Annotated in this window: 23 protein-coding genes and 2 tRNA genes; 4 read left to right on the plus strand and 21 right to left on the minus strand. The window is 47.3% G+C overall.

Annotated elements, in window-relative coordinates; genetic code table 11:
• Positions 1–281 precede the first annotated feature (281 nt).
• On the plus strand, positions 282–974 hold the full coding sequence (locus HMPREF0670_RS05080; protein WP_009230095.1) for an NUDIX hydrolase: 693 nt from the start codon (positions 282–284) through the stop codon (positions 972–974).
• A 364-nt stretch (positions 975–1338) separates the two neighbouring features.
• Here the strand turns inward: HMPREF0670_RS05080 and HMPREF0670_RS05085 are convergent, their stop codons facing one another.
• Positions 1339–1623 carry a winged helix-turn-helix domain-containing protein gene (locus HMPREF0670_RS05085; protein WP_009230096.1) on the minus strand — a complete coding sequence of 95 codons (285 nt, stop codon included), beginning with the start codon at positions 1621–1623 and terminating at the stop codon, positions 1339–1341.
• Positions 1623–2225 (minus strand): hypothetical protein, encoded by a 603-nt coding sequence (locus tag HMPREF0670_RS05090; RefSeq protein WP_044077721.1) that lies wholly within the window; start codon positions 2223–2225, stop codon positions 1623–1625. Before HMPREF0670_RS05090 ends, HMPREF0670_RS05085 begins: the two co-directional genes overlap by 1 nt.
• 216 nt (positions 2226–2441) lie before the next feature.
• Here HMPREF0670_RS05090 and HMPREF0670_RS16230 point away from each other — a divergent pair, with 216 nt between their 5' ends.
• Entirely contained in the window at positions 2442–2606 is a 165-nt protein-coding gene (locus HMPREF0670_RS16230; RefSeq protein WP_157579544.1) for a hypothetical protein, read from the plus strand.
• Between the two features lie 89 nt (positions 2607–2695).
• Complete coding sequence (locus HMPREF0670_RS05095; RefSeq protein ID WP_009230098.1) at positions 2696–4015, plus strand: MATE family efflux transporter; 1320 nt, start codon at positions 2696–2698, stop codon at positions 4013–4015.
• Between the two features lie 96 nt (positions 4016–4111).
• Here the strand turns inward: HMPREF0670_RS05095 and HMPREF0670_RS05100 are convergent, their stop codons facing one another.
• The 16 genes from HMPREF0670_RS05100 to HMPREF0670_RS05180 form a co-directional block, all read right to left on the minus strand.
• A complete protein-coding gene (locus HMPREF0670_RS05100) occupies positions 4112–5122 on the minus strand; it encodes a hypothetical protein (protein ID WP_044077722.1) in 1011 nt (336 codons plus the stop codon).
• Positions 5112–6974 carry a peptidase U32 family protein gene (locus tag HMPREF0670_RS05105; RefSeq protein WP_009230100.1) on the minus strand — a complete coding sequence of 621 codons (1863 nt, stop codon included), beginning with the start codon at positions 6972–6974 and terminating at the stop codon, positions 5112–5114. Before HMPREF0670_RS05105 ends, HMPREF0670_RS05100 begins: the two co-directional genes overlap by 11 nt.
• 11 nt (positions 6975–6985) lie before the next feature.
• The gene (metA, locus tag HMPREF0670_RS05110) at positions 6986–7903 is read right to left on the minus strand and encodes a homoserine O-succinyltransferase (RefSeq protein WP_009230101.1); all 918 of its coding nucleotides are present in this window, start codon (positions 7901–7903) and stop codon (positions 6986–6988) included.
• 1466 nt (positions 7904–9369) lie between these two features.
• On the minus strand, positions 9370–9735 hold the full coding sequence (locus HMPREF0670_RS05120) for a hypothetical protein (protein WP_009230102.1): 366 nt from the start codon (positions 9733–9735) through the stop codon (positions 9370–9372).
• Between the two features lie 23 nt (positions 9736–9758).
• A complete protein-coding gene (locus HMPREF0670_RS05125) occupies positions 9759–10061 on the minus strand; it encodes a winged helix-turn-helix domain-containing protein (RefSeq protein ID WP_009230103.1) in 303 nt (100 codons plus the stop codon).
• Positions 10062–10199: 138 nt separating this feature from the next.
• On the minus strand, positions 10200–11960 hold the full coding sequence (gene aspS, locus HMPREF0670_RS05130; protein WP_009230104.1) for an aspartate--tRNA ligase: 1761 nt from the start codon (positions 11958–11960) through the stop codon (positions 10200–10202).
• 1256 nt (positions 11961–13216) lie between these two features.
• Positions 13217–13289: transfer RNA gene (locus HMPREF0670_RS05135), tRNA-Lys, on the minus strand.
• Between the two features lie 20 nt (positions 13290–13309).
• Positions 13310–13382, minus strand: a tRNA-Lys gene (locus tag HMPREF0670_RS05140).
• Between the two features lie 459 nt (positions 13383–13841).
• The gene (locus HMPREF0670_RS05145; RefSeq protein WP_009230105.1) at positions 13842–14687 is read right to left on the minus strand and encodes an N-acetylmuramoyl-L-alanine amidase-like domain-containing protein; all 846 of its coding nucleotides are present in this window, start codon (positions 14685–14687) and stop codon (positions 13842–13844) included.
• Positions 14684–15778, minus strand: a complete 1095-nt coding sequence (locus HMPREF0670_RS05150; protein ID WP_009230106.1) for a DUF4421 domain-containing protein — start codon at positions 15776–15778, stop codon at positions 14684–14686. Before HMPREF0670_RS05150 ends, HMPREF0670_RS05145 begins: the two co-directional genes overlap by 4 nt.
• A 1-nt stretch (position 15779) precedes the next feature.
• Positions 15780–16763 (minus strand): Gfo/Idh/MocA family protein, encoded by a 984-nt coding sequence (locus tag HMPREF0670_RS05155; RefSeq protein ID WP_009230107.1) that lies wholly within the window; start codon positions 16761–16763, stop codon positions 15780–15782.
• Between the two features lie 260 nt (positions 16764–17023).
• A complete protein-coding gene (locus HMPREF0670_RS05160) occupies positions 17024–17587 on the minus strand; it encodes an outer membrane beta-barrel protein (protein WP_019187060.1) in 564 nt (187 codons plus the stop codon).
• Positions 17588–17918: 331 nt separating this feature from the next.
• Positions 17919–19421, minus strand: coding sequence for a pyruvate kinase (gene pyk, locus HMPREF0670_RS05165; protein WP_044077725.1), 1503 nt, complete (start codon positions 19419–19421; stop codon positions 17919–17921).
• 305 nt (positions 19422–19726) lie between these two features.
• Entirely contained in the window at positions 19727–20476 is a 750-nt protein-coding gene (kdsB, locus tag HMPREF0670_RS05170) for a 3-deoxy-manno-octulosonate cytidylyltransferase (protein ID WP_009230111.1), read from the minus strand.
• A 563-nt stretch (positions 20477–21039) separates the two neighbouring features.
• Complete coding sequence (locus tag HMPREF0670_RS05175) at positions 21040–22284, minus strand: DUF5103 domain-containing protein (RefSeq protein WP_009230112.1); 1245 nt, start codon at positions 22282–22284, stop codon at positions 21040–21042.
• 176 nt (positions 22285–22460) lie between these two features.
• Positions 22461–23714: a phosphoglycerate kinase gene (locus tag HMPREF0670_RS05180; protein ID WP_009230113.1), complete on the minus strand. Its 1254-nt coding sequence runs from the start codon at positions 23712–23714 to the stop codon at positions 22461–22463.
• Positions 23715–23743: 29 nt separating this feature from the next.
• On the opposite strand from HMPREF0670_RS05180, the gene HMPREF0670_RS16235 reads away from it, so the two are divergent.
• A complete protein-coding gene (locus HMPREF0670_RS16235; RefSeq protein ID WP_157579545.1) occupies positions 23744–23941 on the plus strand; it encodes a hypothetical protein in 198 nt (65 codons plus the stop codon).
• Positions 23942–24012: 71 nt separating this feature from the next.
• Here HMPREF0670_RS16235 and HMPREF0670_RS05185 read toward each other — a convergent pair whose 3' ends face one another.
• From HMPREF0670_RS05185 to queC, 3 genes are all read right to left on the minus strand, one after another.
• Positions 24013–24654 (minus strand): nitroreductase family protein, encoded by a 642-nt coding sequence (locus HMPREF0670_RS05185; protein ID WP_009230114.1) that lies wholly within the window; start codon positions 24652–24654, stop codon positions 24013–24015.
• Positions 24655–24659: 5 nt separating this feature from the next.
• Positions 24660–25754, minus strand: a complete 1095-nt coding sequence (locus tag HMPREF0670_RS05190) for an FMN-binding protein (RefSeq protein ID WP_009230115.1) — start codon at positions 25752–25754, stop codon at positions 24660–24662.
• 76 nt (positions 25755–25830) lie between these two features.
• Positions 25831–26484, minus strand: a complete 654-nt coding sequence (gene queC, locus HMPREF0670_RS05195) for a 7-cyano-7-deazaguanine synthase QueC (protein ID WP_009230116.1) — start codon at positions 26482–26484, stop codon at positions 25831–25833.
• Positions 26485–26631: the final 147 nt, after the last annotated feature.

A 26631-nucleotide genomic window follows, 5' to 3' on the forward strand; every position in this document is an offset into this window, starting at 1 on the left:
AACATACTGTTTCTTCGAGAATAAGCCCGAGGCACTGCCAGTGCGCATTGAAAAGAGTAGGCAATTGGAACTATTCTAAGCAAATCCTTAACCCAAACTGGCGCAAAAGTTAGGGCTGAGTTAAGGCAAAACAATATCCAGTCTGAACGAAACAAAGCGGCTGTTAATTAGCTGTTTACAGATATGCAGCACGCTATCTCGTGTAAATTATACCTCATTTATTTGGCCGTACGAAAACAAATGGCTAACTTTGCGGTGTAACAACTACACAAGAAACACTTATGAAAGAGAAAAAGTATGCGTACAAATACCCACATCCGTCGGTTACAGCCGATTGTATTATCTTCGGTTTCGATGGTGGAAAGCTGAAAGTTCTGCTTATAGAGCGAGGTCAGGACCCATATAAAGGCAAATGGGCGTTCCCTGGTGGGTTCGTACAAATGGACGAATCGTGCGAAGATGGTGCGTTGCGCGAACTAGAAGAAGAAACAGCACTGAAAGGAATGTCGGTGCAACAGTTTCACACTTACAGCGACCCTAACCGCGACCCACGCGAAAGGGTAATCACCGTTGCTTTCCTCGCACTGGTTCGTTTACAAGAGGTGAAGGCAGGCGATGATGCCCGTAAGGCGCAATGGTTTGCCATAGACGAGGTGCCACAGTTGGCTTTCGACCACGATGTTATTCTTCGCGATGCGCTGAAACATCTGCGCGAGCGCATCCATTTTCAACCTATCGGCTTTGAATTGCTGCCCGAAAAGTTCACCATGCGACAGCTACAAAACCTCTACGAGTCTATTCTCGATGTGCATTTCGACCGTGGTAACTTCTCGAAAAAGATGCTCCACTTCAACATTCTCACGCCACTAGACGAGACTGTAAAGCCCACCCCAAAACGGGAAGCACGCCTTTACCGCTTTAACAAGGAAAGTTACGACGAATTAAAGCAAAAGGGATTTAGATTAGAATTTTAGGTGATAAAGGTTTATGGGGCTAGAAGTTGACTAGTTAACGGGATTACAAGTTCAGAAGACAACGTGTTAACAAGTTGACTAGTTCACGAATTGACGAGTTTACAAGTTGACTAGTTCACAAGGTTGTTAGTCTACAAGCTGGCAAGTTGACAAGTTGACGAGGTTGTGAGTTTATGTGTTGTATTTCTCTCAAACTGGCTCAAAGTCATCACTCCCAAAGCTCATAACCAAACCTATTCACAGCAATTGACACTAAAGTGATGTCAATCTATGGCGAGAAAAATAATTATCGCCCACAAAAAAGGTTCAAGTTGCATGGCTTTTCCTAGGCCAACAACTTGCACCTTTTTATCTTGCGCGATTGTTACTTACGTATATAATCTTTCAGCGCGTCTACATATTCGGCAAAAGCCGTTCGTCCTTGGGCAGTTATTCGGCAAACGGTTCGTGGACGTTTGCCTTCAAAGCCCTTCTCAACTTCAATATATCCTGCCTGGCTTAACTTATCAATTTGCACACTCAGATTACCCGCCGTGGCTTCTGTTCGCTCTTTTAAGTAAACGAAGTCGGCCTCATCAAGTCCCACGAGCAAAGAGATTATGGCCAGTCGAAGTTGCGAATGCAACAACGGGTCTAACTCTCTAAACATCATTTACCCTCTATTACGTTAAGCAAATGGCCTGGCAAAATCATGTTGAACACCGAGGCGAAACCAAAAAGCAAGTGCCACCACACGCTAGGGTGGCCAAATAGCAGGCTGTTTAGCATGTAGAACGAGACGATTGCAGAAACCAATGGCAGATAGGTTATGGCATGATTGCGAACGATTACGCCCGTCATCGAGGTGCCAACACTCACAAACAAGAGTGAGAAGGGCATCATAAGCGACATGTCGGTACTATGGGTAATGAAGGCAGAAACCAACAAATATACCGTAGAAAGGCAAAACATCACCCCCACAACAATCCAAACACTATTGATGGCACGGTCGATATAGGTTACCACCTTTGGCTTTTTAGACTTCCACGACACAAAGCCCCAACACATAAACATGAGCCACCACAGTCCCGAAAACTGATTGTTATGGGTTAACTTAACACAGGCGAACACCACTATACTAAGAACAAATGCGAAATAACCAAAATAGAGAAATCGGTTTCCGCGACCTACTTCAAGGTTTTCTTTCGTCGACTCTATCATCCGAGCAATCAGTTCCAAACTCTCTTGCTCGTTAATTTTCTTCTCTTCCATCACTCATAATTTTTTAAAGTTACACTTCTTTTGAACGCCTTTCCCACTAATAAGCTTCGGCCGAGTAGCCATTCGTAGGACGATAAACAAGTTTACGTTATAAACTTTGCAGCGAAAAAAAAATATTGGAACGCACCTTTTAGGAACTATTTCCACTGCAAAGATAAATAAGTTTATAATATAAACCAAGTGTATTGCAAAGAAAATAGCATGCAAATGGAAAGATTTAACATTTCGACAGCCATTAAGAAGAATTGTAAGGAAGAAGAAAACAAACACACAACACCAACAGTTGCACATCTCAACACTTTCTGCCGACAAAACTTGCGCACTCGTCTGAATATGCCTAACTTCGCACATCGAAACGGGCAAGCCTTGTAAAGGCACTCCAAACGGATAGTGCCGTGAGCGAAATAAACGAGCATTAGCCCTTTGAAATAAGCGAGCAATAGCCCTTTGAAATAAAGAAAATGAAACCGCGCGACAAAGAAATACTCAACATAGCCATCCCCTCTATCATATCAAACATCACCGTTCCGCTGCTCGGAATGGTGGATGTAGCTATCATGGGACACCTAGGTAATGCCGCATACATCGGTGCAATTGCCGTGAGCAGCATGATTTTCAACGTTATTTACTGGCTGTTCGGATTCTTGCGAATGGGAACAAGCGGCATGACCTCGCAAGCATGCGGAGCGCGAAACCTTGAAGAAGTGACCAAACTGCTTCTTCGTTCTCAGCTTATCGGCCTGCTTATCGCCCTCGCCATCATCCTTTTGCAATACCCCATCGCACAAGGCGCATTGTTCTTGATGCGGCCCACACCCGAAATCAGCCAAATGGCACAACGCTATTTCAATGTCTGCATCTGGGGTGCACCAGCTATGTTGGGGCTATATGGTTTCATGGGATGGTTCATTGGCATGCAAAACACGCGCATACCCATGTTTATCTCCATCATGCAAAACGTGGTAAACATCTGCGTTAGCCTAGCTTTGGTGCTCTTTGCAGGCATGAACATCGAGGGCGTTGCCATCGGAACGTTGGTTGCTCAGTGGTCGGGGATGCTCGCAGCCGTTGCGTTTTTCCTTGCGCTTTACCGCCCCAAGCTGCGCATTCACTTTAACATGAGGGGCGTAATTACCCATTCTGCCATGACCTCCTTTTTCAAAGTTAACCGCGACATCTTTCTTCGCACCCTCTTCCTTGTGGCAGTTAACTTCTTCTTTACGTCGGCAGGCTCGGCACAAGGCACAATGATACTAGCCGTAAACACGCTGTTACTTCAACTGCACACCATTTTTTCGTACTTCATGGACGGCTTTGCATATGCTGGCGAGGCCGTAGGCGGCAAGTATTATGGTGCAAAAAACAAGCTGGCCTTCAACGATACCATCCGCCGTTTGTTCGTTTGGGGCGGCGCAATGGTGCTTGCGTTCACCTTATTATATACGTCAGGCGGACGTAGTTTCCTGGAATTGCTCACCAACGACCAACAAGTAGTCGGCTCTGCCCTACCCTATTTCGGTTGGACCATCGCCCTTCCGCTTGCAGGTATGGCCGCTTTTGTGTGGGACGGCGTGTTTATTGGTATCACAGCCACACGCGGAATGCTCACCTCGTCGGCCTTAGCCGCCCTGCTTTTCTTTGCCACTTTCTACCTGTTAAGGCCTTTTCTTGGCAACCATGCCTTGTGGTTGGCCTTCATTCTCTATCTTGCCAGCCGCGGATTGATACAAACTTACCTCTTCAAACGCATCGAGGGCGTGAAGGCTTTGCAGCAAACGTAATACAATAACAGAAGAAAAGGCAAAAAAGAAACATCCCCCTTGCTGACCATTGGCCAATAAGGGGATGCTCCTTTATAGGTGTACAACCCTTAACCGTTACTGATTAAACGACCCACAACGTGGACAATGCCCCTTGGAATGCAGTGCTGCACCGCAGTTTCCGCAGACATAGCGACTGCGGTTGTAGGCCAAATATCGCCTAATGGCCCAATAACCATAGGCCAAGAGCAAGGGATAGCCCACATAATAAAGCGTGCTAATGCTGAAAACGATGTAGTTTACCGCACAAACACCTGCCAAACCACACAGATAAAGCATGGCATCACTAAACGGTAGCTTATGCCGAACATCGTCTATGGTGGCTAAACCGATGATGAGAATTGCCCAAGCCGAGGCGAGAAAGACAGAAAGCAACAGCGGAACAGAGAACGGATTGAGCGTGGGATGATAGTAAAAATGCCGCCAAGTGTCGGCCGCGAACAGCTGAATGCTGGCATAAAACGTGGCCGATGCAGCTACAAGCAAGGCCAAAAGCGTGGGATAAAACGAGTCGATGTCGCGAACATGCACCAAAAAGGCCTTCGCACGAACGATTTTAAGCGCCAAATACAACATGCCTATGACGCATATCACCACGAGAAAGATGAGCAAATGCACATCAGAGAAGGTGGAAATGAACTGCGAAATGGGGTCGTCGGGTACGACATTGGGCAACAGTTGTGTCTCGTTTATCCAGCCAAAGGTAGACTGGTCGCGCGCCAACTGCACCCAAACGGAGTCTTCTCCGCTTGCAGGAACGATGCGGATGTCGGCCACAGCCACGTGGTCGTGACGTTTAATGTAAAGTGTGTCGAGCACAACATCGGTAACAAGCTCTTCGGGTTGCTGCCTAACGAGGGGCAGCGAATCGGCCTTTACCACGAAGTTATAATTGTTAGAATAGTGGTGAGAAGCCGAAAACGAAAGCGAGTCTAGCTGTTCTTCGGTCAAGTCGGCCGTGCCTTCGTTGTGCGTTGGCGGCTGATGGTAACAGCTAGAAAGCAGCAACAACAAGGCTAACAAGGACAAGATGTTAAGCAACAAACCCTTCTTCATATCATTCTGCATATAAGTCCATTTGACATTCAGCACAATTAAAATCGAGCCTAAACCGCCTATTGTCGCCCAATTGTAGGTAAAGTGGCTCTTTCCATGTGGGCTTTGTACCACCATGTTTCACACAATGCCCCAGCGAGAAACGTATGCAATGGCGGCATTGCATCAGCAAAGCATCCTTGGGTTGGGGCTTTTTCACCTCGAAAGCATCGCCAATTTCGGGCATCCCTTCTGCTTCATAAAACGCCTTCGACAAGTGGTTGGAGGCATTATAAAGGTACGAATGCCGCTTATACATGGGTGTCCATGCCAATGTTTGCTTGCGTTCGGGGGGTGTAGGCAACGTTCGTGGCTGGTCGGTAAGGTGCAATGGCGGATTCATCAGTGTATCTGTGGCTCGCCTACGCAAGTCGGCCAACAGACTAGAAGGAATGAAAAGCTCTTCAACCGCAGGCTCCAATTCAACTTCCGAACAGGTGTAAGGCGTACTTCCAAGCTTAGTTAGCTGCCTAACGATGTTTTCGCGTTGCGGCTTTTGCGCCTGCTGGTGTTCGCATGGCAAGCGGTCTACACGCCGTTGCACGCATTCGCCTGCATGCACAATGGCCGTTTCAAGTTCCACTCCATCGCTAGTCAACCGCAACTTCATGTGCAAAGGCACTTTTCGCACGGCCGTTTGACGAGCCAACACCTTGCCGAAAGCCTCATCGTTGTTACGATAGAGCGACATTCCCGGTTTCAACCCTTCTGGCATTTTCAGCGGGAAAAGTCGGTTCCCCTCGGCTCGGTTCACCCTGAAACCCACCAGTTCGCGGTCGGCATTGATAAAGCAAAGCCCGTCGCCGTTGGCAAAACTGGCCGTAGAGGCCACGTTAAACGAGTTGCCACGCAACTCCTTCACCCGCCCAACATGCTCGCCCATAGCCTTAGGCGTATCAAACGAGGCTATGCCCTGCTGCCTACCGTGGGCAAAATAGTCGGTATAGCCGCGGTTAAAGGTCTTTTTAAGACTGGGTTCGAAGGCATATTCCACCTTGCCAAACGATGCACGGCAGTAGCGTTGCGGATATTTTCGCACCAATTGGTTGAGTTTTTGACTGTAAGCCGACACCACATTCTTAACATAAGCCATGTCTTTAAGTCGCCCTTCAATCTTAAACGAAGTGGCCCCTGCCTCTGCCAGTTCCTCCAAATGGTCTATTTGGCTAAGGTCTTTCATCGAAAGCAGGTAGCGTTGGCGTTCGATAACCTGCCCCGCGGAGTCTATCAGGTCGAACTTCATGCGGCAGAACTGCGCGCAAGCACCGCGATTGGCACTGCGCGAAAAACAATGTTGCGACACATAGCACACACCCGAATAACTAACACACAGCGCACCATGCACAAACACTTCAAGTTCGGCCTGCGGCAGTTGTGCATGTATCTCCCTAATCTCGTCTATCGAAAGCTCTCGCGCAAGAACCACGCGTTCAAAGCCATGACCCAGCAGCCAATTCACCTTCTCGGCCGAACGGTTGTCGGTCTGCGTGCTGGCGTGCAAGGCTATTGGGGGCAGCTGCATTTTAAGTAGGCCCATGTCTTGCACCAATATGGCATCGGCTCCTGCGCGATACAAGTCCCATATAAGGCGTTGCGTATCGTCAAGTTCGTCTTCGTACACGATGGTATTTACCGTAACATACACCTTCACGCCAAAGCGATGGGCGTAGGTGCACAGCTCGGCGATGTCGGCAACGCTGTTTCCAGCAGCAGCCCTTGCGCCAAATCGGCTCGCGCCGATGTACACGGCATCGGCTCCGTGGTCAACGGCAGCCTTACCGCATTCAAGGTTTTTGGCAGGTGCAAGTAGCTCTAAGTGTCTCATTCGCCTGTGATTTATCTAATGTCGTTGATGTTATATGGGGTTTCCTGATATACATAATAGTTTATCCAATTGCTAAACAGCAGGTTGGCATGCGCTCGCCATGTAACCATTGGCGGAAGTGTGGGGTCGTCATTGGGGTAATAATGCAGCGGAACAGACACGTCTGCACGCTTTCCCCAATCGCGTTTAAACTCGGTATCGAGCGTGTTGGGCGCGTATTCCAAATGCCCCATGATGAAAAACTCTCGTCCGCCGCGCGCCATTACCATGCCCACGCCACTGCATTCAGACTCAACCACAAGCGTTAAGGCTCCGTTTTGCACGATGTCTTCGCGCCTAACTTCGGTGTGTCTGCTATGCGGCATGTTGAAACGATTGTCGAAACCGCGGAATATGGGCAGCAAAGGCAATAGTGGCGTTTGTTCAAACACGCCGAACATCTTCTGGTTTAACGGGTGCTTGGCTATGCCGTAATGGTAATATAGCCCAGCTTGGGCAGCCCAACAAATGTAAAGTGCACTGGTTACATGCGTTTTGGCCCACTCGAAAATCTCGGTAACCTCGGTCCAATAGCTCACTTCCTCAAACGGCAGATGCTCTACTGGTGCGCCCGTAACAATCATGCCGTCGAACTTCTGATTGCGCATAGCATCGAAATCTTCGTAAAAGCTCATCATGTGTTCAATGGGCGTATTCTTCGGCGTGTGGCTTTTCAGTTTCATAAAGCTCACCTCCAATTGCAGGGGCGTGTTAGAAAGCAGGCGTATAAGGTCGGTTTCGGTTGTTATTTTCAACGGCATGAGGTTGAGTACAACAATCCTAAGCGGCCGAATGTCTTGCGTGGTGGCTCTCGAACTGTCCATCACGAAGATATTCTCACGCATAAGTATGTCTATTGCGGGTAACTTATCGGGGATGCGTAGTGGCATTGCGGCTTACTTTAACAAAGCTAAACTTGAACAATGGCATGCGAACAAACGGCAAGATGCTTGCTTTTTGCACCTCGCTTTCGCGCTTGCCTTATGCAAAGGTAGCAATTTTTGGCGAAACGAGAAAGCGGAAACGAGGGTTAGACGAGGGGAATGGTTAACAAAACAAGTACTTGCAAACTCGTTTATCGGTCGACTTATCAACTTATCAACTCGCTAACTGATATACTTGCCAACTAATAGACACACCCGAAAACCAGAAACCAGCCTACTCGTCAACTTGTTTACTTGCTAAGTAGCCAACTTACTAACCCCTCTACTCACCATCTTGTTTACTTACTAACTTGCCAACTTGTTTACTCGTCAACCAGTCTACTCGTTAACTTGCCAACTTGTTTACTCGCCAACTTGTCTACTTGTTGACTTGCCCACTTTCCTACTCGTCAACCAGCCTACTTGTTAACTCGTCAACCTGTCTACTTGTTAACTCGTCAACTGGGCATCATTTGTCTTCTTTTCAGCATAACTTTTAACACTATGAGTGCCCAAATCATCCACCAACCGCTCACCTTGCCGCAAAAAATCGATTCTCGCGAAGGTTAGTTTTGATGCAAAAAGGAGGTAGCCCGTGCATGTGGCAAAGTGAATATTTATTTATAGAAACCGCCATTTGCACCACATTTAGGGCTATTTGCAGCTAAATGTACTGCAATTTGCTGCAAAATGCAGTGAGTTTTGATGCTAAATGCAAGGTAAAATGCCGCTAAATGCAGTGCGTTTTGATGCTAAATGCAAGGTAAAATGGTGCAAAATGCAGTGCGTTTTGATGCTAAATGCAAGACGAAAAGCATAAATATACACTGCAATGGTATAAACAAAACCTTTTAGAACCATGAAAAACATGGCTAAAATGGGCAAAATAGCCATAAAAAATGGTTTTTTAGGGGCAAAAAATGGGTAATTGAGTGTAAAAAATAATGGGTTGGCAACCAAAATAGAAAGGCAAAATGGTGCAAAATGTGGGTCTTATTCTTAAAAACACACAATTCAAAGAGCATGAAAGACGGATAATAGTAACTTTTTAGCAGCTTTTTAACCTGTTTTCTCGCTAGAACGAAGTGAAAACTAGAACGATATTGTAAAATAAGAGATAATAAATTAACTCTTTAGGTTAACGAGGCGATAAGTTTGTGAGCTCGTGAGTTTGTGAGTTTGCAAGCCAGTGAGTTGAGTTGCCTTGCATTTCGTATATGAGTGGTTGCTCATCTTGCGTTGGCATCACAGAAGTGACAAACTCCTATCAATCAATAGGAAGATTAAAAGTCAAGACGGCTACATGGCTTTGTAAAGAAAGAAACAAACACAGGCACATCCTTTTTTCATTTCCTCTTCAACTACTACCATTGAAGAAATTCTATGCAAAGACATTTGCCTACAAACGCCGCAAGGAAACAAAGGTTCTCTGCCTAAAACAACGAAAGCGACATGTCCACAGGCGGTGCCTTGGGTTCTTCAACATCCGTTTCATGCTTAAATTGCAGCACCAGCTGTTGCGTCTCTTTCAAATTAAAGTTTAAATGGTACACACCTCGATGGGCGGTGCGCTCGATAAGCGAATGCGGCATGCGCGATTTAGCAATGAGAAATCGCGAAACAAAGGCATACACCTCTTCGTAACTCACGGGATTGAAAAGCGAGTTACAAGCATTGTACACGTGCAGGGCTATTTTTTGCACAGCAAGGCCTTCTTCACCAGCCTCGGTTAACACCCTAAAAACTTCTTGTTCGTATTTAATGGCAGACATACAATAACACAAAATAAGGGCCACCATGCTATTTGGTGGCCCTTATCTTGTTAAGCTAAAGTGACGAGTTTGTCTTCACCTTTAATCTTTCCTTCTTTAAAGAGCCATCCGATACCGAGCAAAACTTCTTCTTCGCTCTTATCAGAAGCCTTAGCTATCTCTGCTACACTAAGAGGTTTACCTGCTGCCGATAGGGCTTGATAAACATCGCCGGCTCTAAAACCAACGCTTTCTGCATCTATCACCCAAGCGGGCTGTGTAACTTTCTTTGTTGCAGTTTTCTTAGCTGCGGGCTTTTTCGCTGTCGAGGTTTTAGCCTCTTCAACGCTTTTTGTTGCTTTCTTTTCTGCCATAGTTATAAAATTGAAGTGTTTTGTACGCTGAATGGAACAATAAACACAAATTTATCGTCGGCAAAATTAGTACATTTATTTAACAATAGGCACCTTTATACAAGAAAAGTAAAGCCTTTGATAGCAATGTGATACGATTTATTGACCTAAATCAACTCGAAGATTAAGTTCCTCCAACTGTTTGTCGTCAATAACCGATGGCGCATCCAACATCACGTCGCGCCCACTGTTGTTCTTGGGGAAGGCTATACAGTCGCGAATGGAGTTCAATCCTGCAAAGATTGAAACAAAGCGATCCAGTCCAAAAGCCAATCCTGCGTGGGGCGGCGCACCATATTTAAAGGCATTTATGAGGAACCCAAACTGAGCCATAGCGCGTTCGGGCGTAAAGCCTAAGATGCCAAACATCTTTTCTTGCAGCGCCCCATCGTGAATACGAAGGCTACCACCACCCACTTCAATGCCGTTGCAAACAAAGTCGTAGGCTTGTGCGCGTACGCGTTCAGGATGTTCGTCAAGTAAGGGCACGTCTTCGGGATTGGGCATGGTAAAGGGATGGTGCGTAGCCATGAGTCGCTGTTCTTCGTCGCTCCATTCAAAAAGCGGGAAGTCTACAATCCATAGGCACTCAAACTTATCTTTGTCGCGAAGGCCCAAGCGGTCGCCCATTTCCAAGCGAAGGTTGCACAATTGCACACGTGTTTTGTTGGCCTTATCACCACTCATGATAAGCACCAAGTCGCCATCTTTGGCTCCCATGACTTGTTTTAGTTGGGCAAACACCTCTGGCGAGTAGAACTTGTCGATGCTGCTCTTTACCGAACCGTCGGTTTCGTACTTCACAAACACAAGTCCCTTTGCGCCAACCTGCGGACGTTTCACAAAATCTGTCAGCTCGTTAAGCTGCTTACGCGAATAGTCGGCGCAGCCAGGCACGCATATTCCGCCGATATATTCGGCCTCGTTAAATACGCTAAACTCGCCTGTACCTTTAAGAACGTCGGCCAACTCAACAAACTCCATACCGAAACGCAAGTCGGGCTTGTCGCTTCCATATCGTTTCATGGCCTCGTGCCACGGCATTTGGCGCAGTTTGGCAGGCAGTTCAACCCCTCTAAGTTCCTTAAACAGATGGCGTGCCATGTCTTCGAAGAGGTTGATAACATCGTCTTGGTCTACGAAACTCATCTCACAGTCAATCTGCGTAAACTCTGGTTGGCGGTCGGCACGCAGGTCTTCGTCCCTAAAACATTTGGCAATTTGGAAGTAACGGTCGAAACCGCTCACCATAAGCAATTGTTTTAGCGTTTGTGGACTTTGTGGAAGGGCGTAGAATTGTCCGGGATTCATGCGCGAAGGCACAACGAAATCGCGTGCGCCCTCTGGTGTAGAACCAATAAGTATAGGAGTTTCCACCTCGATAAAGTCTTTGCTATCGAGGAAATTGCGTATAAGGATGGTCATTTTGTGGCGCAACTCCAAGTTCTTGCGCACATTGGGACGGCGCAAGTCAAGGTAACGATACTTCATTCTGATGTCATCGCCGCCGTCGGTGTTCTCCTCAATGGTGAAAGGTGGCGTTTCGCTTTCACTTAGCACATTGAGTTGCGATGCAATAATCTCAATGTCGCCTGTGGCAAGGTTGGCGTTTTTGCTTTGGCGTTCGTTCACCGTGCCCGTCACTTGTATGCAAAATTCGCGCCCCAACCTATTGGCGCAGTCGCAAAGTTCCTTGTCTTCGTTCTCGTTGAACACGAGTTGGGTAATGCCATATCTATCGCGAAGGTCAACGAACGACATTCCGCCCATCTTCCTAACTCGCTGAACCCACCCTGCCAACGTCACAGTTTTGCCTGCGTCGGCTAAGCGCAGTTCTCCACAAGTGCTTGTCCTATACATGTTATTCTTATCAATTTAAATTATGTTTGCAAAAGTACACATATCCAACGAGAACTACAAATATTTGCAGAATGTTCTGTTGCTTTTGGGTTTATTAATTTGCGAGACCAAGAACTTTTTCTGTTGACGAGGGTATCAGCTGTAACCATACAATGGAACTGAACAACCTTCATAAGATTGTAAAACATTTGTACCGCAATTTAACATTATGAGTGCTCTCGCCGTAAAATTTCCAGGCATCGGTCGGAATTTCGCGCGTATTTTTAAAGTTTGTAACCACTTTATTTATTGGTATTTACAATAAATAAAGCGCAAAATTATGCTATTTAGCATGTTTTTGGGATGGAAACCATCAATAAATGCACTGCCAAAATCCAACAAGCTGTTTTTCATCCCAAATGGTCAAAATGCCTATAAATAAGCTCTAAAATGGTGATTTTCATGGGTTTTGGCTGCGTTTTGCTGCATATTGCAGTGCGTTTTGCTACATATTGCAGTGCATTTTGGTGCATATTGCAGTGCATTTTGGTGCATATTGCAGTGCGTTTTGCTGCATTTCACAGTGCGTTTTGCTGCAAAATGCGCTGCAACATCTAGCTATTAAACTCCATTTTCTTGCAGTTGCGGATGCAAATTTGGGAGAATTTTTCTTCAAAGAGAAATGCAAAAGCATAGTAAATTGCCAAAAACGGAGGTGATAAGCACTCAAAAATTACTGAAAGTTCATCACGTTGGCGCATTTTATGTAGCTTTTGGCGGGTATTTTTTCCTAGAATGATTCGGCAGAAAAACGCGGTTTGTAAAATGTATTTACCGTTTTAACAAATCACTAATAGGCACGTTCCAAGATTAGCATAACAGCTATGCACCAGCATAAGCGACAAAGCTAATCATAACGGGCGCAATGATGTGAACAATTTTAAGCCCTTACTGAGATAATGGTATAGGGTAACGAGAAGCGTATGGCGTTCACACTTCACCCCGTTGCGCGTTAAACCCCAATCGGCTGTCCGCCATATCGTGCCTGTGAAGAACAGAAAGGGCTTAGTTTTGGTGAGAGGTGAAACCTATTTTTCTATCTCTCGGCAATCTGAACATCATATTTTCTGTTTCACAGCTTTTAGCGCACTGCAATAGTAGGCTAAGGAATTATACGAAACCTGAAACTAAAAAGTTCACTACATAAGTTGGGTGCCAAGTTGGTCTTGCATACAAATAAAAAAAGTAGCAAAGCCATTGGCCTTGCTACTTCTTTGTACATCCTTAGGGATTCGAACCCTAGACCCACTGATTAAGAGTCAGTTGCTCTACCAACTGAGCTAAGGATGCATACCGCATGCAAACCTTTGTACATCCTTAGGGATTCGAACCCTAGACCCACTGATTAAGAGTCAGTTGCTCTACCAACTGAGCTAAGGATGCATGTCGTTTGCATGACGAGGACACCTGTCCTTTTTTGCGAGTGCAAAGGTAACTCATTATTTCGGAACAGCCAAACAAATCGCCCATTTTTTCAAGGACAGACTTCAAAAAATGCCGAACAACTGCCTCAACACTGGCCTCACCCTCAACTACCAGCCTCACTACTACCGGCCTCACCCCCAGCCCCTCTCCAAGGGGGAGAGGGGAGTGGTATCTGTTGTCACTGCAATGCTTTGTAGCCTATATTTCTCAAAAGTGATGGTTTAACCCGTGTGAACAATGTTAGCGACTTAGCCAATAACTTACTAACTCAAAAAATCTTGAACTTAAAAACTCATGAACCTAAAACTTATGAACTTAAAAACTCATGAACTCAAAACTCATGAACTCAAAAACCCATAAGCTCAAAACTCTTGAATTCAAAAACTCTTGAACTTAAAAACTCATGAACTTAAAAACTCACTTTACTTTTACCACACGAATACCGAGTTGCGACTTTTGTTTCTTCATATAGTTGCGCAGCAGCGATTTATCTTCTACCACTTTCTTTTGCAACGACGATGCGTGGAACAAATGCAAACCATCTTTCTTCCAAACGGCAAAGCCAACATGACTGGTGTCTAGGCCTGCACGACTTGTTATCAAGGCCAAGATGTTGCCGTCTTTTACCGCTTGCTTGCATGCGGCATTGTTCAGGATGCCTGCTTTGGGAATATAACGACATGTTTTGCCGCATAGTTCGCTCTCCATTTGGGCAATGGGCTTGACGAAAGCAGGCGTGCGAACCAACATCGGGTACTTATCCACATGCGTACTCATAAAATTTATTTGCAACGTTTGCACTGCAGAAAAAGGCGGATTGGGCGCTTGCGTCTCTTCAACGTACCCCATTCGGGCGTTGTCCGAAATCCATTCGGAGAAATAATGCAGGCGTGTGGGATAGCCAACCTTGCCGTTTCGATAGCGTATCTTGCGCAGTTGGTCGCAGAAATCGGCAAAAGTGGTCTTGCCGTTTTGCGTGCAAAGCGTCAGTGCCAACACATTCTCTACAAACGTGGTGCAGTCTAGCTGGCGTAAATTAATCACTAAACGCTCGTCAGCATTGTTCTCCAAGGTGCTTGCCACGTAAGGAACGCCCAAAAACTTGCGGGCGAAAAACAACACCAAATTTTGCTTGTCCTTATGGCGTTTGCCTTCTAACAATAGTTTAACCACCTTGGCACTATCTGCCGAAGTGTACTGCGCCTGGGCCAAAAGGGGCAATGCGGCCAGGAATAATAAACACACGAGGATTGCTTTCTTCATCGTCTAATAAAATTAAAGCCTACATATATGTTGAGGTTTCCAAACATGTTGTTGGTAGAAAACCTGTTTTTACGATAGTTATAGGTGTGCAAGATGGTGCTGGCACCGGCATACCAGCGCGTATTGTTCCACACAATGCCAAAGCGCCCCACCCCATCTAGAGCCATGTTATACGACAAGAAGTCGCCCAACGACGTACGGCGAGCGCTGACATTACCCGTGGTGCGCTTATAACCCAAGGCCAACGAGAGCGAACCTGCCAGCAACCAGTTGCGGGCAAACACCCAATTGTAGCCATACCCCGCAGAAACGGAAAGGTCGGTATACTGCACCTTGCCGAAGTTTGCCGTATCGCCTGGCGCGGTCATGGTGGCATTCGCCCCCAAACGGTCGGTGATAAGCTGGTCTAGCTGCGCCACATCCACATTCACCTTATGCCATGTGCAGCCCACCCCGAAGAGCATGCTGCCCGCACTGCGCCTTTGCACCGTGCTCTGACTGAATGCCGCACGGTAAGAAAAACGCCGATGGTTGAGAATGTAGTAAAGGTTAAACCCTCGGATGCGTGCCTCGAAACCGCTAAAAGCACTTCCCAACACGGCATCGGGCTTGATGTCTTTTGCTAGCGTAAGGCTTTTTATCTTGTAGTTGTTGCCCGTGTTGCGCCAAAACAGATCTATGCCAATCTGCGAGGTATAGAAACTTAGGTCGAACTCTTGCTTGTTGTTACCATCTAGCCGACGAAGGTCTACGGTATATCCTAAAAAAAGCCATTGCCACCCCACATAAGGGCCAAACTTGATGGTGGGTTCGGGTGCGAAAGTCACCGAGTTGCCCTCGACCGTGCTCAGCTTGTACAGTTCGTAAGTGAAGGTGTTCTGTAACATGACGGTATAAATGTACCGTTGCGGCTCGATGTAAGTGGTATCCACATCGCTGAAACTGTTCACAAATTGTTTCACCCCGTCTGCCATCCGTTTCACCAACGAACGTTTGGCCGGTTGTGGTGCAGCGGTAGTATCGGGCACTTCGGCCCTTACTACCACGCTCAACAAGCAGAGAAGAAACGATGTGAGTAGGGTTTTAAGCATGTCAGAATTTGTTGAGTATTCGGTCCATCACCCAGTTTACCGGTGTTGCGCTCACGCTGGTGCACGAGCAATGGCCAATGCCTTGCAAGTCTTCGATAACTGCCTTAATGATGGGCAGCTGCGCGTATGCAGGATTGTCTACGTTAAAGCTTGTTGCGCCATCGCTTGTTACAAGCTGAATGGGGTTATTGGTGTACACCGAGAACGATAGCAGACCACGTTCGCCAATCACCTCGATGCAGTCTTCCTTTGCACTTTGGTGTGCAACGAAACACCAACTGCCACTTCCCACCACGCCACTTTCAAACTCGAAGGCCGCACTCACGGTGTCTTCAACGCCGTATAATCGCCCCCTATTCGACAAATAGCCGTGCGCACGGGTGATAACGCCAAAGAGTTCTTGTATCAAGTCTAGCTGATGTGGGGCTAAATCGTAGAAATAACCACCTCCCGATACGTCGGGCTGAAGTCGCCAAGGCAGGTTGCTGTTGGTGGAATAGTCCAAATCGCGCGGCGGAACAGCGAAACGAATTTGCACGTTGGTTATTTTGCCAATGGCACCGCTATCAACTATGGCTTTTACCTTTTGGAAATAAGGCAGGTAACGACGATAGTAAGCCACAAAGCAAGGCACGCCCGTCTGTTCGCTCACTCGGTTAATGCGCACGCAGTCTTCGTAGCTAGCGGCCAGGGGTTTTTCCACATACACAGGTTTTCCTGCTTTCATGGCCATGATGGCAAAGGTGGCGTGGCTGGATGGCGGCGTGGCGATGTACACGGCATTTACGTCGGGGTCGCCGATAAGTTCGTTTGGGTCGGTGTACCATTTGCGTATGCGATGCCGCTCGGCATACGAACGTGCCTTGTCTTCGGTGCGACTCATCACCGCATGCACGTGCGAGCCTTCCACTTCGTTAAAGGCAGGACCCGATTTTGTCTCGGTCACTTCGCCGCAACCTATAAATCCCCAACTTATTTCTTTCATCCTTATCTTCTCTTCTTAACAAAACGCTCGTCGAACAACATACCTTATTATATAAGGACACGCATGCGACGCTAAAAAAATTCTTGTAGTGCAAATTTACAAAAAGAAATCGAACTGATAAAGGCATGCCGCATAAAATCCCCTATGCCAAGGCAATTCTATGGCTAACCTTTAAGGCTTTTACTATAAAACAAATGGCGCGCCAGCAAACTGGCGCGCCATTACATTTAGGCTTTAACCCAAAGGGTTATGCTGTTTTTTTAGAAGTTGTAATATACACCGAAACTTAAATTGTTGCCATCAAACGATGCGCCCCATGCCTGGTTGTTGATTTTTACTTCGCCGACTCGAGGGTCCGTATATGTTCCTCTTTCGTTCTTCCAACCAGCAAATCCTACCTTTGCCAAGAACGTGAAGTGCCTGTTAAGGTTTATGGCCACACCTGGTTTTACGCCAACTCCCAACTCGTTGTCGCCTCCTTGGTAGCGAAGATAGTCTAAGCCCGTGTCGACAAAGACGTCCACATACTTAGAATGTAGGAAAGTGTAACGCACATAAGGAGAAACGGTGAAGAACCGGGCTTGCGTTGTTTTGGCATCTGCAACCGAAACGGGATTTCCTTTACCCCATCCGAGCACCGTACCGATGGCCCAATCGTCGTTGAAACTGTAACCCACTTCGGGCAAAACTTTGTAAGTGGTTACTTCATCACCACCTTTTACCTTACTAACACCTATTCCAAGGGTACCTCCTACATAAACTTGTTGTGCACTTGCACTAACAGCGATCACCGCTGCAACCAAGGTCATCAAAATCTTTTTCATCTTTATTCCTGATTAAATTCAACTGATGTATTAAAAAAAACACGTACTAATCTTTTTCTGGGGGCAAAGTTATAACATTCGTACTAGCGGTGCAAAGCATACAGACTTTTTTAACTTATTCATTGCAAAGAGGCGTTAAAGTCTATATAATACGCTTGGTTAACAAGAATTTATCTTTTACAATTTGCTCATCACACTTGTAAAAAGGGACTAACAAAATAGAAAAACGGGCAAACACGCTTTGCTTTACGTGCCTACCCGCTTGAACGACGTTTCCATCCGCCACAAGAGCTTGCCTCTTAGCGTTGGGATGAAAAACTATGCCATTGGTTTAGTTTTCCCCAGCCCAGGTTTCTTCGGCCTCAGGTTCACCTGTTTGTTTCTTCGAAGGGTGTTCGGGCAGGTGGAAACGGTAGTTGCTGTCGGCGTTAAGTGCCTTAGCCACCTTGTTGATTTCAACGAAAGTGGTGCCACCGCCCTCGCCGAAACTACCGCTAAGGTAAGCTATCTTATCCTCCAAGTTGATGTAGCCCTTTTGCCTCAACATACGAATGGCTGCCGTAAATATGAATTGGGGCGCAAGGTGTTCTTTCTGATGAACGGGAATAACACCGTAACTAAGGTTGAGCCAACGTTGCAACTTCTCCTTATAGCACATGGCCAAGATGGGCGTTGAACCGCGGAACGAAGCCAGGATGCGCGCCGTTTCGCCCGTTTCGCTGTCGGTGATGATGCCCGCAACACCCAACCGACGCGTAGACTCGATGGCCGAATAGGCCAAAAACTCTTTCTGACTACAATTGGGTGCAAGCGAAATCTGCAAGCCCTTTAAGCGCAGGCGGTCTTTCTCGGCCTGCTCTGCAATGGCAGCCATGGTCTTTACGGCCTCAACGGGATACTTTCCCGATGCCGTTTCGCCGCTAAGCATCAGCGCATCGGTGCGATAATACACGGCATTGGCAATGTCTGTTACCTCGGCGCGTGTCGGACGTGGGTTGTTAATCATGGTGTGCAGCATCTGCGTGGCCACAATTACGGGCTTTTTCTTCAATATGCACTTATGTATAATTTCCCTTTGCAACCCGGGGATGCACTCCAATGGAACCTCAATGCCCAAATCGCCGCGCGCAATCATTATGCCATACGATGCATCGATAATCTCGTCGATGTTGTCGATGCCCTCTTGGTTTTCTATTTTAGATATGATTTTGATGTCGCTGTTGTGCTCGTCTAGTATCTTTTGCACCGCATGAACATCTTCGGCCGAACGAACAAACGAGTGAGCGATAAAGTCGATGTCTTGTTCTATAGCGAAAAGAATATTGTTTCGGTCTTTCTCGGTGAGTGCAGGCAGGTCGATATGCTCGCCGGGCACGTTCACACTCTTGCGTGCACCAAGCTTACCGTCGTTTTGAACCTGCGTTACGAGCATCGGGCCTTGCACGTCGAGCACCTTCATGTCCAGCTCGCCGTCGTCGAAGAGAATGCTATCGCCCACCTTCACGTCGTTGGCGATGTCGGGATAAGACACGTTCAGTATGTCGTGCGTTGTCTCCATTTCGGGACGCCCGAATATTTTCACGATGTCTCCACTCTTATATTGTATGGGTTCTGCAACACTGGTGGTTCTTATTTCCGGTCCTTTGGTGTCTATCATCAAGGCGATATGCGACGAAACGGCACGCACATTCTTAATGATTTCCTTCATTCCCTCTTCGGGGGCATGCGCGGTGTTCATTCGCACCACGTTCATCCCAGCGAAAAAAAGCTTTCGTATAAATTCCTGATCACACCTGCGGTCGCTGATGGTGGCCACAATCTTTGTCTGTTTCATATCTTATTGAAATGTCCTTTATATAATGTAAACAATGGGCAAGCACGTCTAGCGTTGTCACGGCGTGTCGCCACACTTCCGTTAACGTTTGCCTGCCTTTTGCAAAGGTACTGAAAAAAATCGCGAACACCTTGACCTTTTGTAATTATTATCGTGGATAAACGAACAAAAAGCGTTCTTTTTTCGTTCCTCGAAAAGTGCGTTTTCTCGCCATGACAATGTCCGAGCGAGCTCGACATTGTTCATTTGGCTTAACGAAAACGTTCAATGGTGTAAGCAACGATGCGCAGAACACGGAGCCTTAATTACCCCGCATCGTGCGCTTTCAAGAACTCTTCGGCGCGCTGCAAGTCTTCGGGCGTGTCTATCCCCACGGTTTCAACCTGCGTAACACCCACCTTTATCTGGTAGCCGTTCTGCAACCAGCGCAGTTGTTCAAGGCTCTCGGCCTTCTCTAACGACGATTGCGGCAAGGCTGTTATCGCCCTAAGTGCCTCCGGACGATAGGCATATATGCCCAAATGCTTAAGAAAAGGGTAAGCCTCAAGCCATTGTTCGGGCTCTGTGCCACGTACGAAAGGAATAACCGAACGCGAAAAGTACATCGCAAAGCCGCCATTGCTCACCACAATCTTGGGCGAATTGGGGTTGCGCACCTCGTCGATGGTCTTAAAGGGAATGCCCAGTGTGGCTATCTGCACGCCTTCGGTGTCGAAACATTGGCAAATGACATCTATCTGCGAACGCTGCACAAAGGGTTCGTCACCTTGAATGTTCACCACCACGTCGTAGTCGCCGCCAATCTTTTGCACGGCCTCATTCACGCGGTCGGTACCGCTTTGGTGTTCGGTTGAAGTCATCACGGCCTTGCCGCCAAACGCCAACACCTTATTATATATACGCTCGTCGTCTGTGGCCACATAGGTCTCGTCTAGCGCTTGCGCCACCTGTTCGTACACGCGTTGTATCACTGGTTTCCCTCCAAGCTGTGCCAGCGGTTTGCCCGGAAAGCGCGAAGAGCCATAACGGGCTGGTATTATGCCTATAAATTTCATTGTATGTTTTGTTTTTATGAATGTTTGTTTATTAGTTGACGGGTTGGTAAGTTGGCGAGTTACACTTAAAAGGAATTGATTTTAGAAACTTGTTCGCATCCCCCACTTTGCCATCAACGTATCAGCACAACAGCATTTTGACAGTACAATGCTGTTTGTAGTGGGACTACAAGCACCTTGTAGTGCCAGTACAAGCACTTTGTAGTACCAGTACAAGCCGCTTGTAGTGCCAGTACAAGTGGCTTTGTACTGATGCTTGCGCCTGATATGTGTCAACTCACTCATAAGAAATTAATCCCCAAACTAAGCCTTATCAATGATAACAAGCTGACGAGTTGATGATGAACAAGCTGATGAGTTGCCGAATGAACAAGGCTATATACTGCTGAGCAACCAAGCATTTGGCTTAACTCCTTAACTCCTTTACTACTTAACCCCTTTACTACTTTACTACTTTACTACTTTACTACTTAACCCCTTTACTCCTTAACTCCATAACTCCTTTACTACTTAACCCCTTTACTACTTTACTACTTTACTACTTAACTCCTTTACTCCTCTAACTACCGCCTTATCTCTGCAAAACCCACCAGCCTATCAGCCCTTTCACCCAGCTTTCGATAATAAACAAGGGCTTGGTAGCGGTTCTCAGTCTGGTAAAACGAGCCCTCCGAGGGAACTGTCGCTATCTGTCCGTTGGACTGTTGCCACACGTATTGGTACGAATAATAACCCTGTTTGAGCAAGAGCGACAAGCGATAACACTGCGCGCCCTCATCGTACTGCATCTGATAAGGCGCGGCAAGCTGGTCGTTTGTCCACACGCCATTCACAAATACACCGCCCTCCAAACGCGGCGAGCGCAAAGTGAAGTGCACATGAACGTATTCGGAAGTGCTGCTGTTTTCCCTATTGTCGCCGTTGCGAATGTAAAACGCACCGTTGGCATCTTCATCAAACACGTAGCTACCGCGTGGTTCGTCGGGCCAAAGATAAGCATGGTATTCCTTACCATCCCAATCTATCTTCTCTACGCCCATGTTGGCATGTCGCACATCCAGCATTTCGAACTTGCGATACTCGTTACCAGCCTCGAAAACAAGCTGTGCGTTGTGCGACCAACGCAGTCCGTCGCCCATCACAAACTGGGGTTTGGCGTTCACCACAGCGTTATCCCATCGTCCATTTTGCATCACCACGGTGTAGATTTGCCGCTGAACATCGGTTACAGAGAGGCCTCCGCCATACTTCACCTCCATTGCCACCTGCTGCCAACGGCTGTTAATGCCCTTATCCGTATTGGCATCCACACTGAGTTTAATGCCCATGCGCGGTTCAACCACCATAAAACAGCATTCGGCCACGGCCTTATCGTCGTCGTTGGCATCGTAGATGGTAACGCGGTAGTTGCCGCTCATCGTCAGTTTACACCGCCCGTTGGGAATCTGCAGACGATAATGTGTATACAGCACGTTTGTGTTTATAGACTGTTCCACATCTTCTATCACGTTGTCTGTATTAAATCCGTCTATATAATCACTCACAAAGAGGTCGCCAGACGTGCTCCAATCGGCGTTGCAATGCTCCACTTTATAGGCATAACGTCGATATTCGTGCGTCAGGTCGTCGAAAGCGATGTTCACCGGCACGCCTTCTCCCAGAGCGATAACAGGCATTGATAGCCAATTATTGCCTGCCACCACCTGCAACGAGGCGATGTCGGGGTTTAATATGCGGTTGCGCTGAGCCCAGCCTGCAAGCGAAAACCACAGGCAGAGCATAAAAAAGGGAAATCGTAATGGGCGCATAAGCGTGCGATAAAAGGTGTAAGGGGTTTAGGAGAAAGAAAAAATCGGCAAGCCTAACACATGGGTTTTGGCTCGCCGATACATATTTATTTCTATCGTTTAAGGCGTGTTATGCAAACATTTCTTGGCTACATAATGCCACAGAGCGTGCTTACAAACGCGCCTTAACGGTAGGTTTATTCGCCTTGCAGGGCAGCAACGCCGGGCAGAACCTTACCTTCGATGGCCTCGAGCATGGCACCACCACCCGTAGAAACGTAAGAAACCTTGTCGGCAAGACCAAATTTGTTAACCGCAGCAACCGAGTCGCCACCGCCTACAAGCGAGTATGCGCCGTTTTCTTGTGTTGCTTGGGCAACGTACTTGGCAATTTCGCCCGTACCGTGAGCAAAGTTTTCAAACTCGAATACACCTACGGGACCGTTCCAAAGGATGGTCTTAGATTCGAGAATGATTTTCTTCCAGATGGCCAACGACTCTTCCGAGGCGTCCATACCTTCCCATCCGTCGGGTATTTGGTCGATGGGCACCACCTTACGGTTGGCGTTATTGTCAAACTTATCGGCAGCAACGGTAGCCACAGACAAGCTTAGGTTAACGCCCTTTTCCTTTGCAGCAGCGATAACGTTCAGTGCTTCGGGCATCAAATCGTCCTCGTGCAGCGAGTCGCCAATCTTCCCGCCCTGTGCTTTTACAAAGGTATAGCCCATGCCTCCGCCAATGATAAGGTTGTCTACCTTGTCAAGCAAGTTTTTAATAACGCCCAACTTAGAGCTTACTTTCGAACCACCGATGATGGCGGTGAAGGGGTGTTGCGCATTCTTCAACACGTTGTCGATGGCTGTTACCTCTTTTTCCATCAAGTAACCCAACATCTTCGAGTCGGCATCGAAGTAATCGGCGATGACAGCTGTCGAGGCATGACGGCGGTGAGCCGTACCGAAAGCATCGTTAACATATACATCGGCATACGAGGCCAACTTCTTGGCAAAGTCTTTTTGCTTAGCCTTCATCTCTTTCTTTGCCTCATCGTAAGCGGGGTCGGCCTTATCAATGCCCACGGGTTTGCCCTCTTCTTCGGGGTAGAAGCGTAGGTTTTCTAGCAGCAGAGCCTCGCCCATCTTGAGGTTAGCGGCTGCATCGGTAGCGTTGGCGCAATCGTCGGCGAACTTTACGGGTACACCCAAGCGTTCTGAAACCTTGTTGACGATTTGCGAGAGCGACAATTTGGGGTTCACCTTGCCTTTGGGTTTGCCCATGTGACTCATCATAATAACGGCACCACCGTCGGCCAATATCTTCTTCAAAGTGGGAAGAGCGCCGCGAATACGGGTGTCGTCGGTGATGTTTCCGTTCTCGTCCAATGGCACGTTAAAGTCCACACGTACAATTGCCTTTTTACCGGCAAAGTTGAATTGTTCGATTTTCATCTTTATTAATGTTATGAATATTTTGTTTTATGCCTGAATTGACAAGCACAAAGTTAGTGATTTATCTTGATATACAGCTTTTTTTGATAGGAAAATCGCCTTTTAGCTTACAAGATACAGCTTTATTTGCACCACAAAAACGTAATTTGCAATGCACACTTGTCAAACGCATTCGCCAAGCAGACAAGCAAAACAACACCGCCCCATGTGCGGACAATGCACGCTGAACACAGGGAACTACGCTGTGGCTCACGCAATGTCCATCTTCTTTTATGCCGTTCGTTTGCGCCTTGCTCCGCTACATCTCTTGTCCGCCATACACGTTATACGACACTTTTTCGGGATCCCACTTGTCCTTGGCCTTCGTTTCACCCTTGGGATAACCAATAACAACAACGCTTAGTGGCACCATCGTTTCGGGCAATTTCAGCACTTTGCCCATTTCAGAACTACGTTCTTCAATGGGATAAGCACCTGTCCACACTGCCCCAAGCCCCATAGCATGGGCAGCAAGCAAGATGTTTTCGGTGGCAGCAGCGCAGTCTTGAACCCAAAAATCGCGCCCTGCCCCCTCAATAGCCTTGGTCATGTCGCCACAAACCACGATGGCAAGGGGTGCATCTTTGGCAAAATCAGCCTGGGCGTTGGTCTCGGCAAGAGCCGCCAACAACTTCTTATCGGCAACCACCACGAAGTGCCACGGCTGCTTATTCACAGCCGTAGGCGCCGCCATACCAGCGCGGAGCAACTTTTCCACCTTATCTTTCTCAACGGCTTTGTCTTGATAGGCACGAACAGATGTGCGCGAAAGGATGTTGTTGTACACCACATCATCGCCAGCAGCGGCTTGCGAACCGAGAGCACCACTCATGACTAGCTTGGCGCAAAGAAACACCAAAGCCAAGGCCAGCGCAAAATTGAGTATTGTTGAAATCTTCATGACTTTTATTTCTTACCAGACGGAGTTGAATATTGGCTATACTTAAAGAGCGAACCCGTTGGGCATACGAAACGGCAATAGGGACGAACGACCACCGTTGAAAGCAAAACGAAAACTAAGGCTATGCCAATTACCACCCACGAGGCCGACCCGAAGATGAATGCAGAGAAAGGTTCATAGTCTATCCAATCGAACCACACGCCCGTCCACAAACAAAACATCAGCACCGCCCAAAGTATTTGCCTAAACAGGTCTAGGCGTTTCATAGTCTTGGGTTTCATCTTTATCTTGTAACGCACGCACTTGCCCGCTAGTTCTTGCAACGAACCATAGGGACAAACATGTGTGCAATAGTACGATTTCTTACCAAAAAGCGGATAAACAAAAGCCGTGACAAGCATAACAACAGGAACGAGCAGGGCAAGAACGTTCATGCCGTTAGACATGTAGCCCACCATTGAGGTGTAATTGAGGAACGTACCGCACCAAAAGCCTAGTATCGCCACATTCAACACATGCTGCACAAGTCGGTAAAGCCTATTCTTAATGAAGAGCGGAAGTATGGCTGCCATCAATGCAACGGCCAATGCAACAAGCGATTTGGCAGAAAGGTCTAACTTAGACCAAATGTTGGCGTCGGCCTTAGCCTTGGCCGCATACAGCAATCCCCTACGCATGTTCTCTACAATGGCTTTAGAAGTGAACGTTGCACCCGACACTGCATCCACCTGCATGCGTTGTGCCTCATCAATAGATTTACCGTTCCACTTGGTGAGCAGCTGCGAAGCCTCTTCAAAGAACTCAGGCGTTTCGGCATTGTCCAGAGCCTTTACACCAACCACATGGTCGTCTTTCAACGATATTTCCAAAGGCACCGTTCCGCTATAACCCACTACATCATTGCCTAGGGCAGTGGTATTAACAACCACCGTGCCGTCGTCCAACGTCCTTATCGTGTCTTCGCCGGCTGCAATTGCCTTTCCCTTCTGCAACAGGTCGTGTCCTTGTATCTTACCATCCCTGCGAATACTCACGCCAAGCACAAGCAAAAAACAGGTGATAAGACTTAGCAGTTGTTGCCATTTTGCCGGTTTACTCATTATATATATGTGCTGTGTTGGTTATCATCAACTCGCGAAAATCACGCGCCGAGCTACGCTTTCGCAAACATCGGCATTACGATTGGTATGTGGTGTTGTCTTCTATTCCGGCCTCGCGCAAAGCCTCCTTACGCTCAACACAAGTGCCGCACGTGCCACAATGCACGTCGCCACCCTTATAACACGACCACGTTTCGGCATAATCTATACCCAATGCGCGGCCACGGCGCGCTATGTCGGCCTTGCTGATGTTGGTATATGGCGCCACAACGCGTACACGAGCGAATGTGCCTGCCTCAACAGCAGCGTCCATAGCGGCGATAAATTCGGGGCGACAATCGGGATAAATGGTGTGGTCGCCGCCGTGATTGGCAATAAGCACCTTTGTCAACCCATTGCTTTCGGCTATACCTGCCGCCACTGCAAGCATCACGCCGTTGCGAAAAGGCACAACGGTCGACTTCATATTCTCCTCGTCGTAACTGCCGTCGGGTATGCTTTCGCCACTCTCCAACAAGCTACTCTTAAAGTATTGGTGCATAAAGCCAAGCGGTATAACCACATGCGCAATGCCCAAACGTTGGCAATGCAAGGCCGCCAAAGGCAGTTCGTTGTGGTTATGGTTGCTGCCATAGTCGAAAGAAATGCCCAATGCAATCTCGTCTTTCTTTTCGTAAAGCAGCGTAACGCTGTCCATTCCGCCACTCACTACAATTACCGAATCTTTCATTTGCTTATTATATCATTAAACTTGATTGGTGGATTTAGCCACCAAACCAAACTGTTCAAAACTGCGCATACATGCCTACGTACTGCATAACACTTGCAGAACAAAACTTAAAGCTAAGCAACGGCATCGCATGCAACTAAGATGCGA

The sequence above is a fragment of the Prevotella sp. oral taxon 317 str. F0108 genome (assembly GCF_000162415.1).
Taxonomy (GTDB): Bacteria; Bacteroidota; Bacteroidia; order Bacteroidales; family Bacteroidaceae; genus Prevotella; species Prevotella conceptionensis.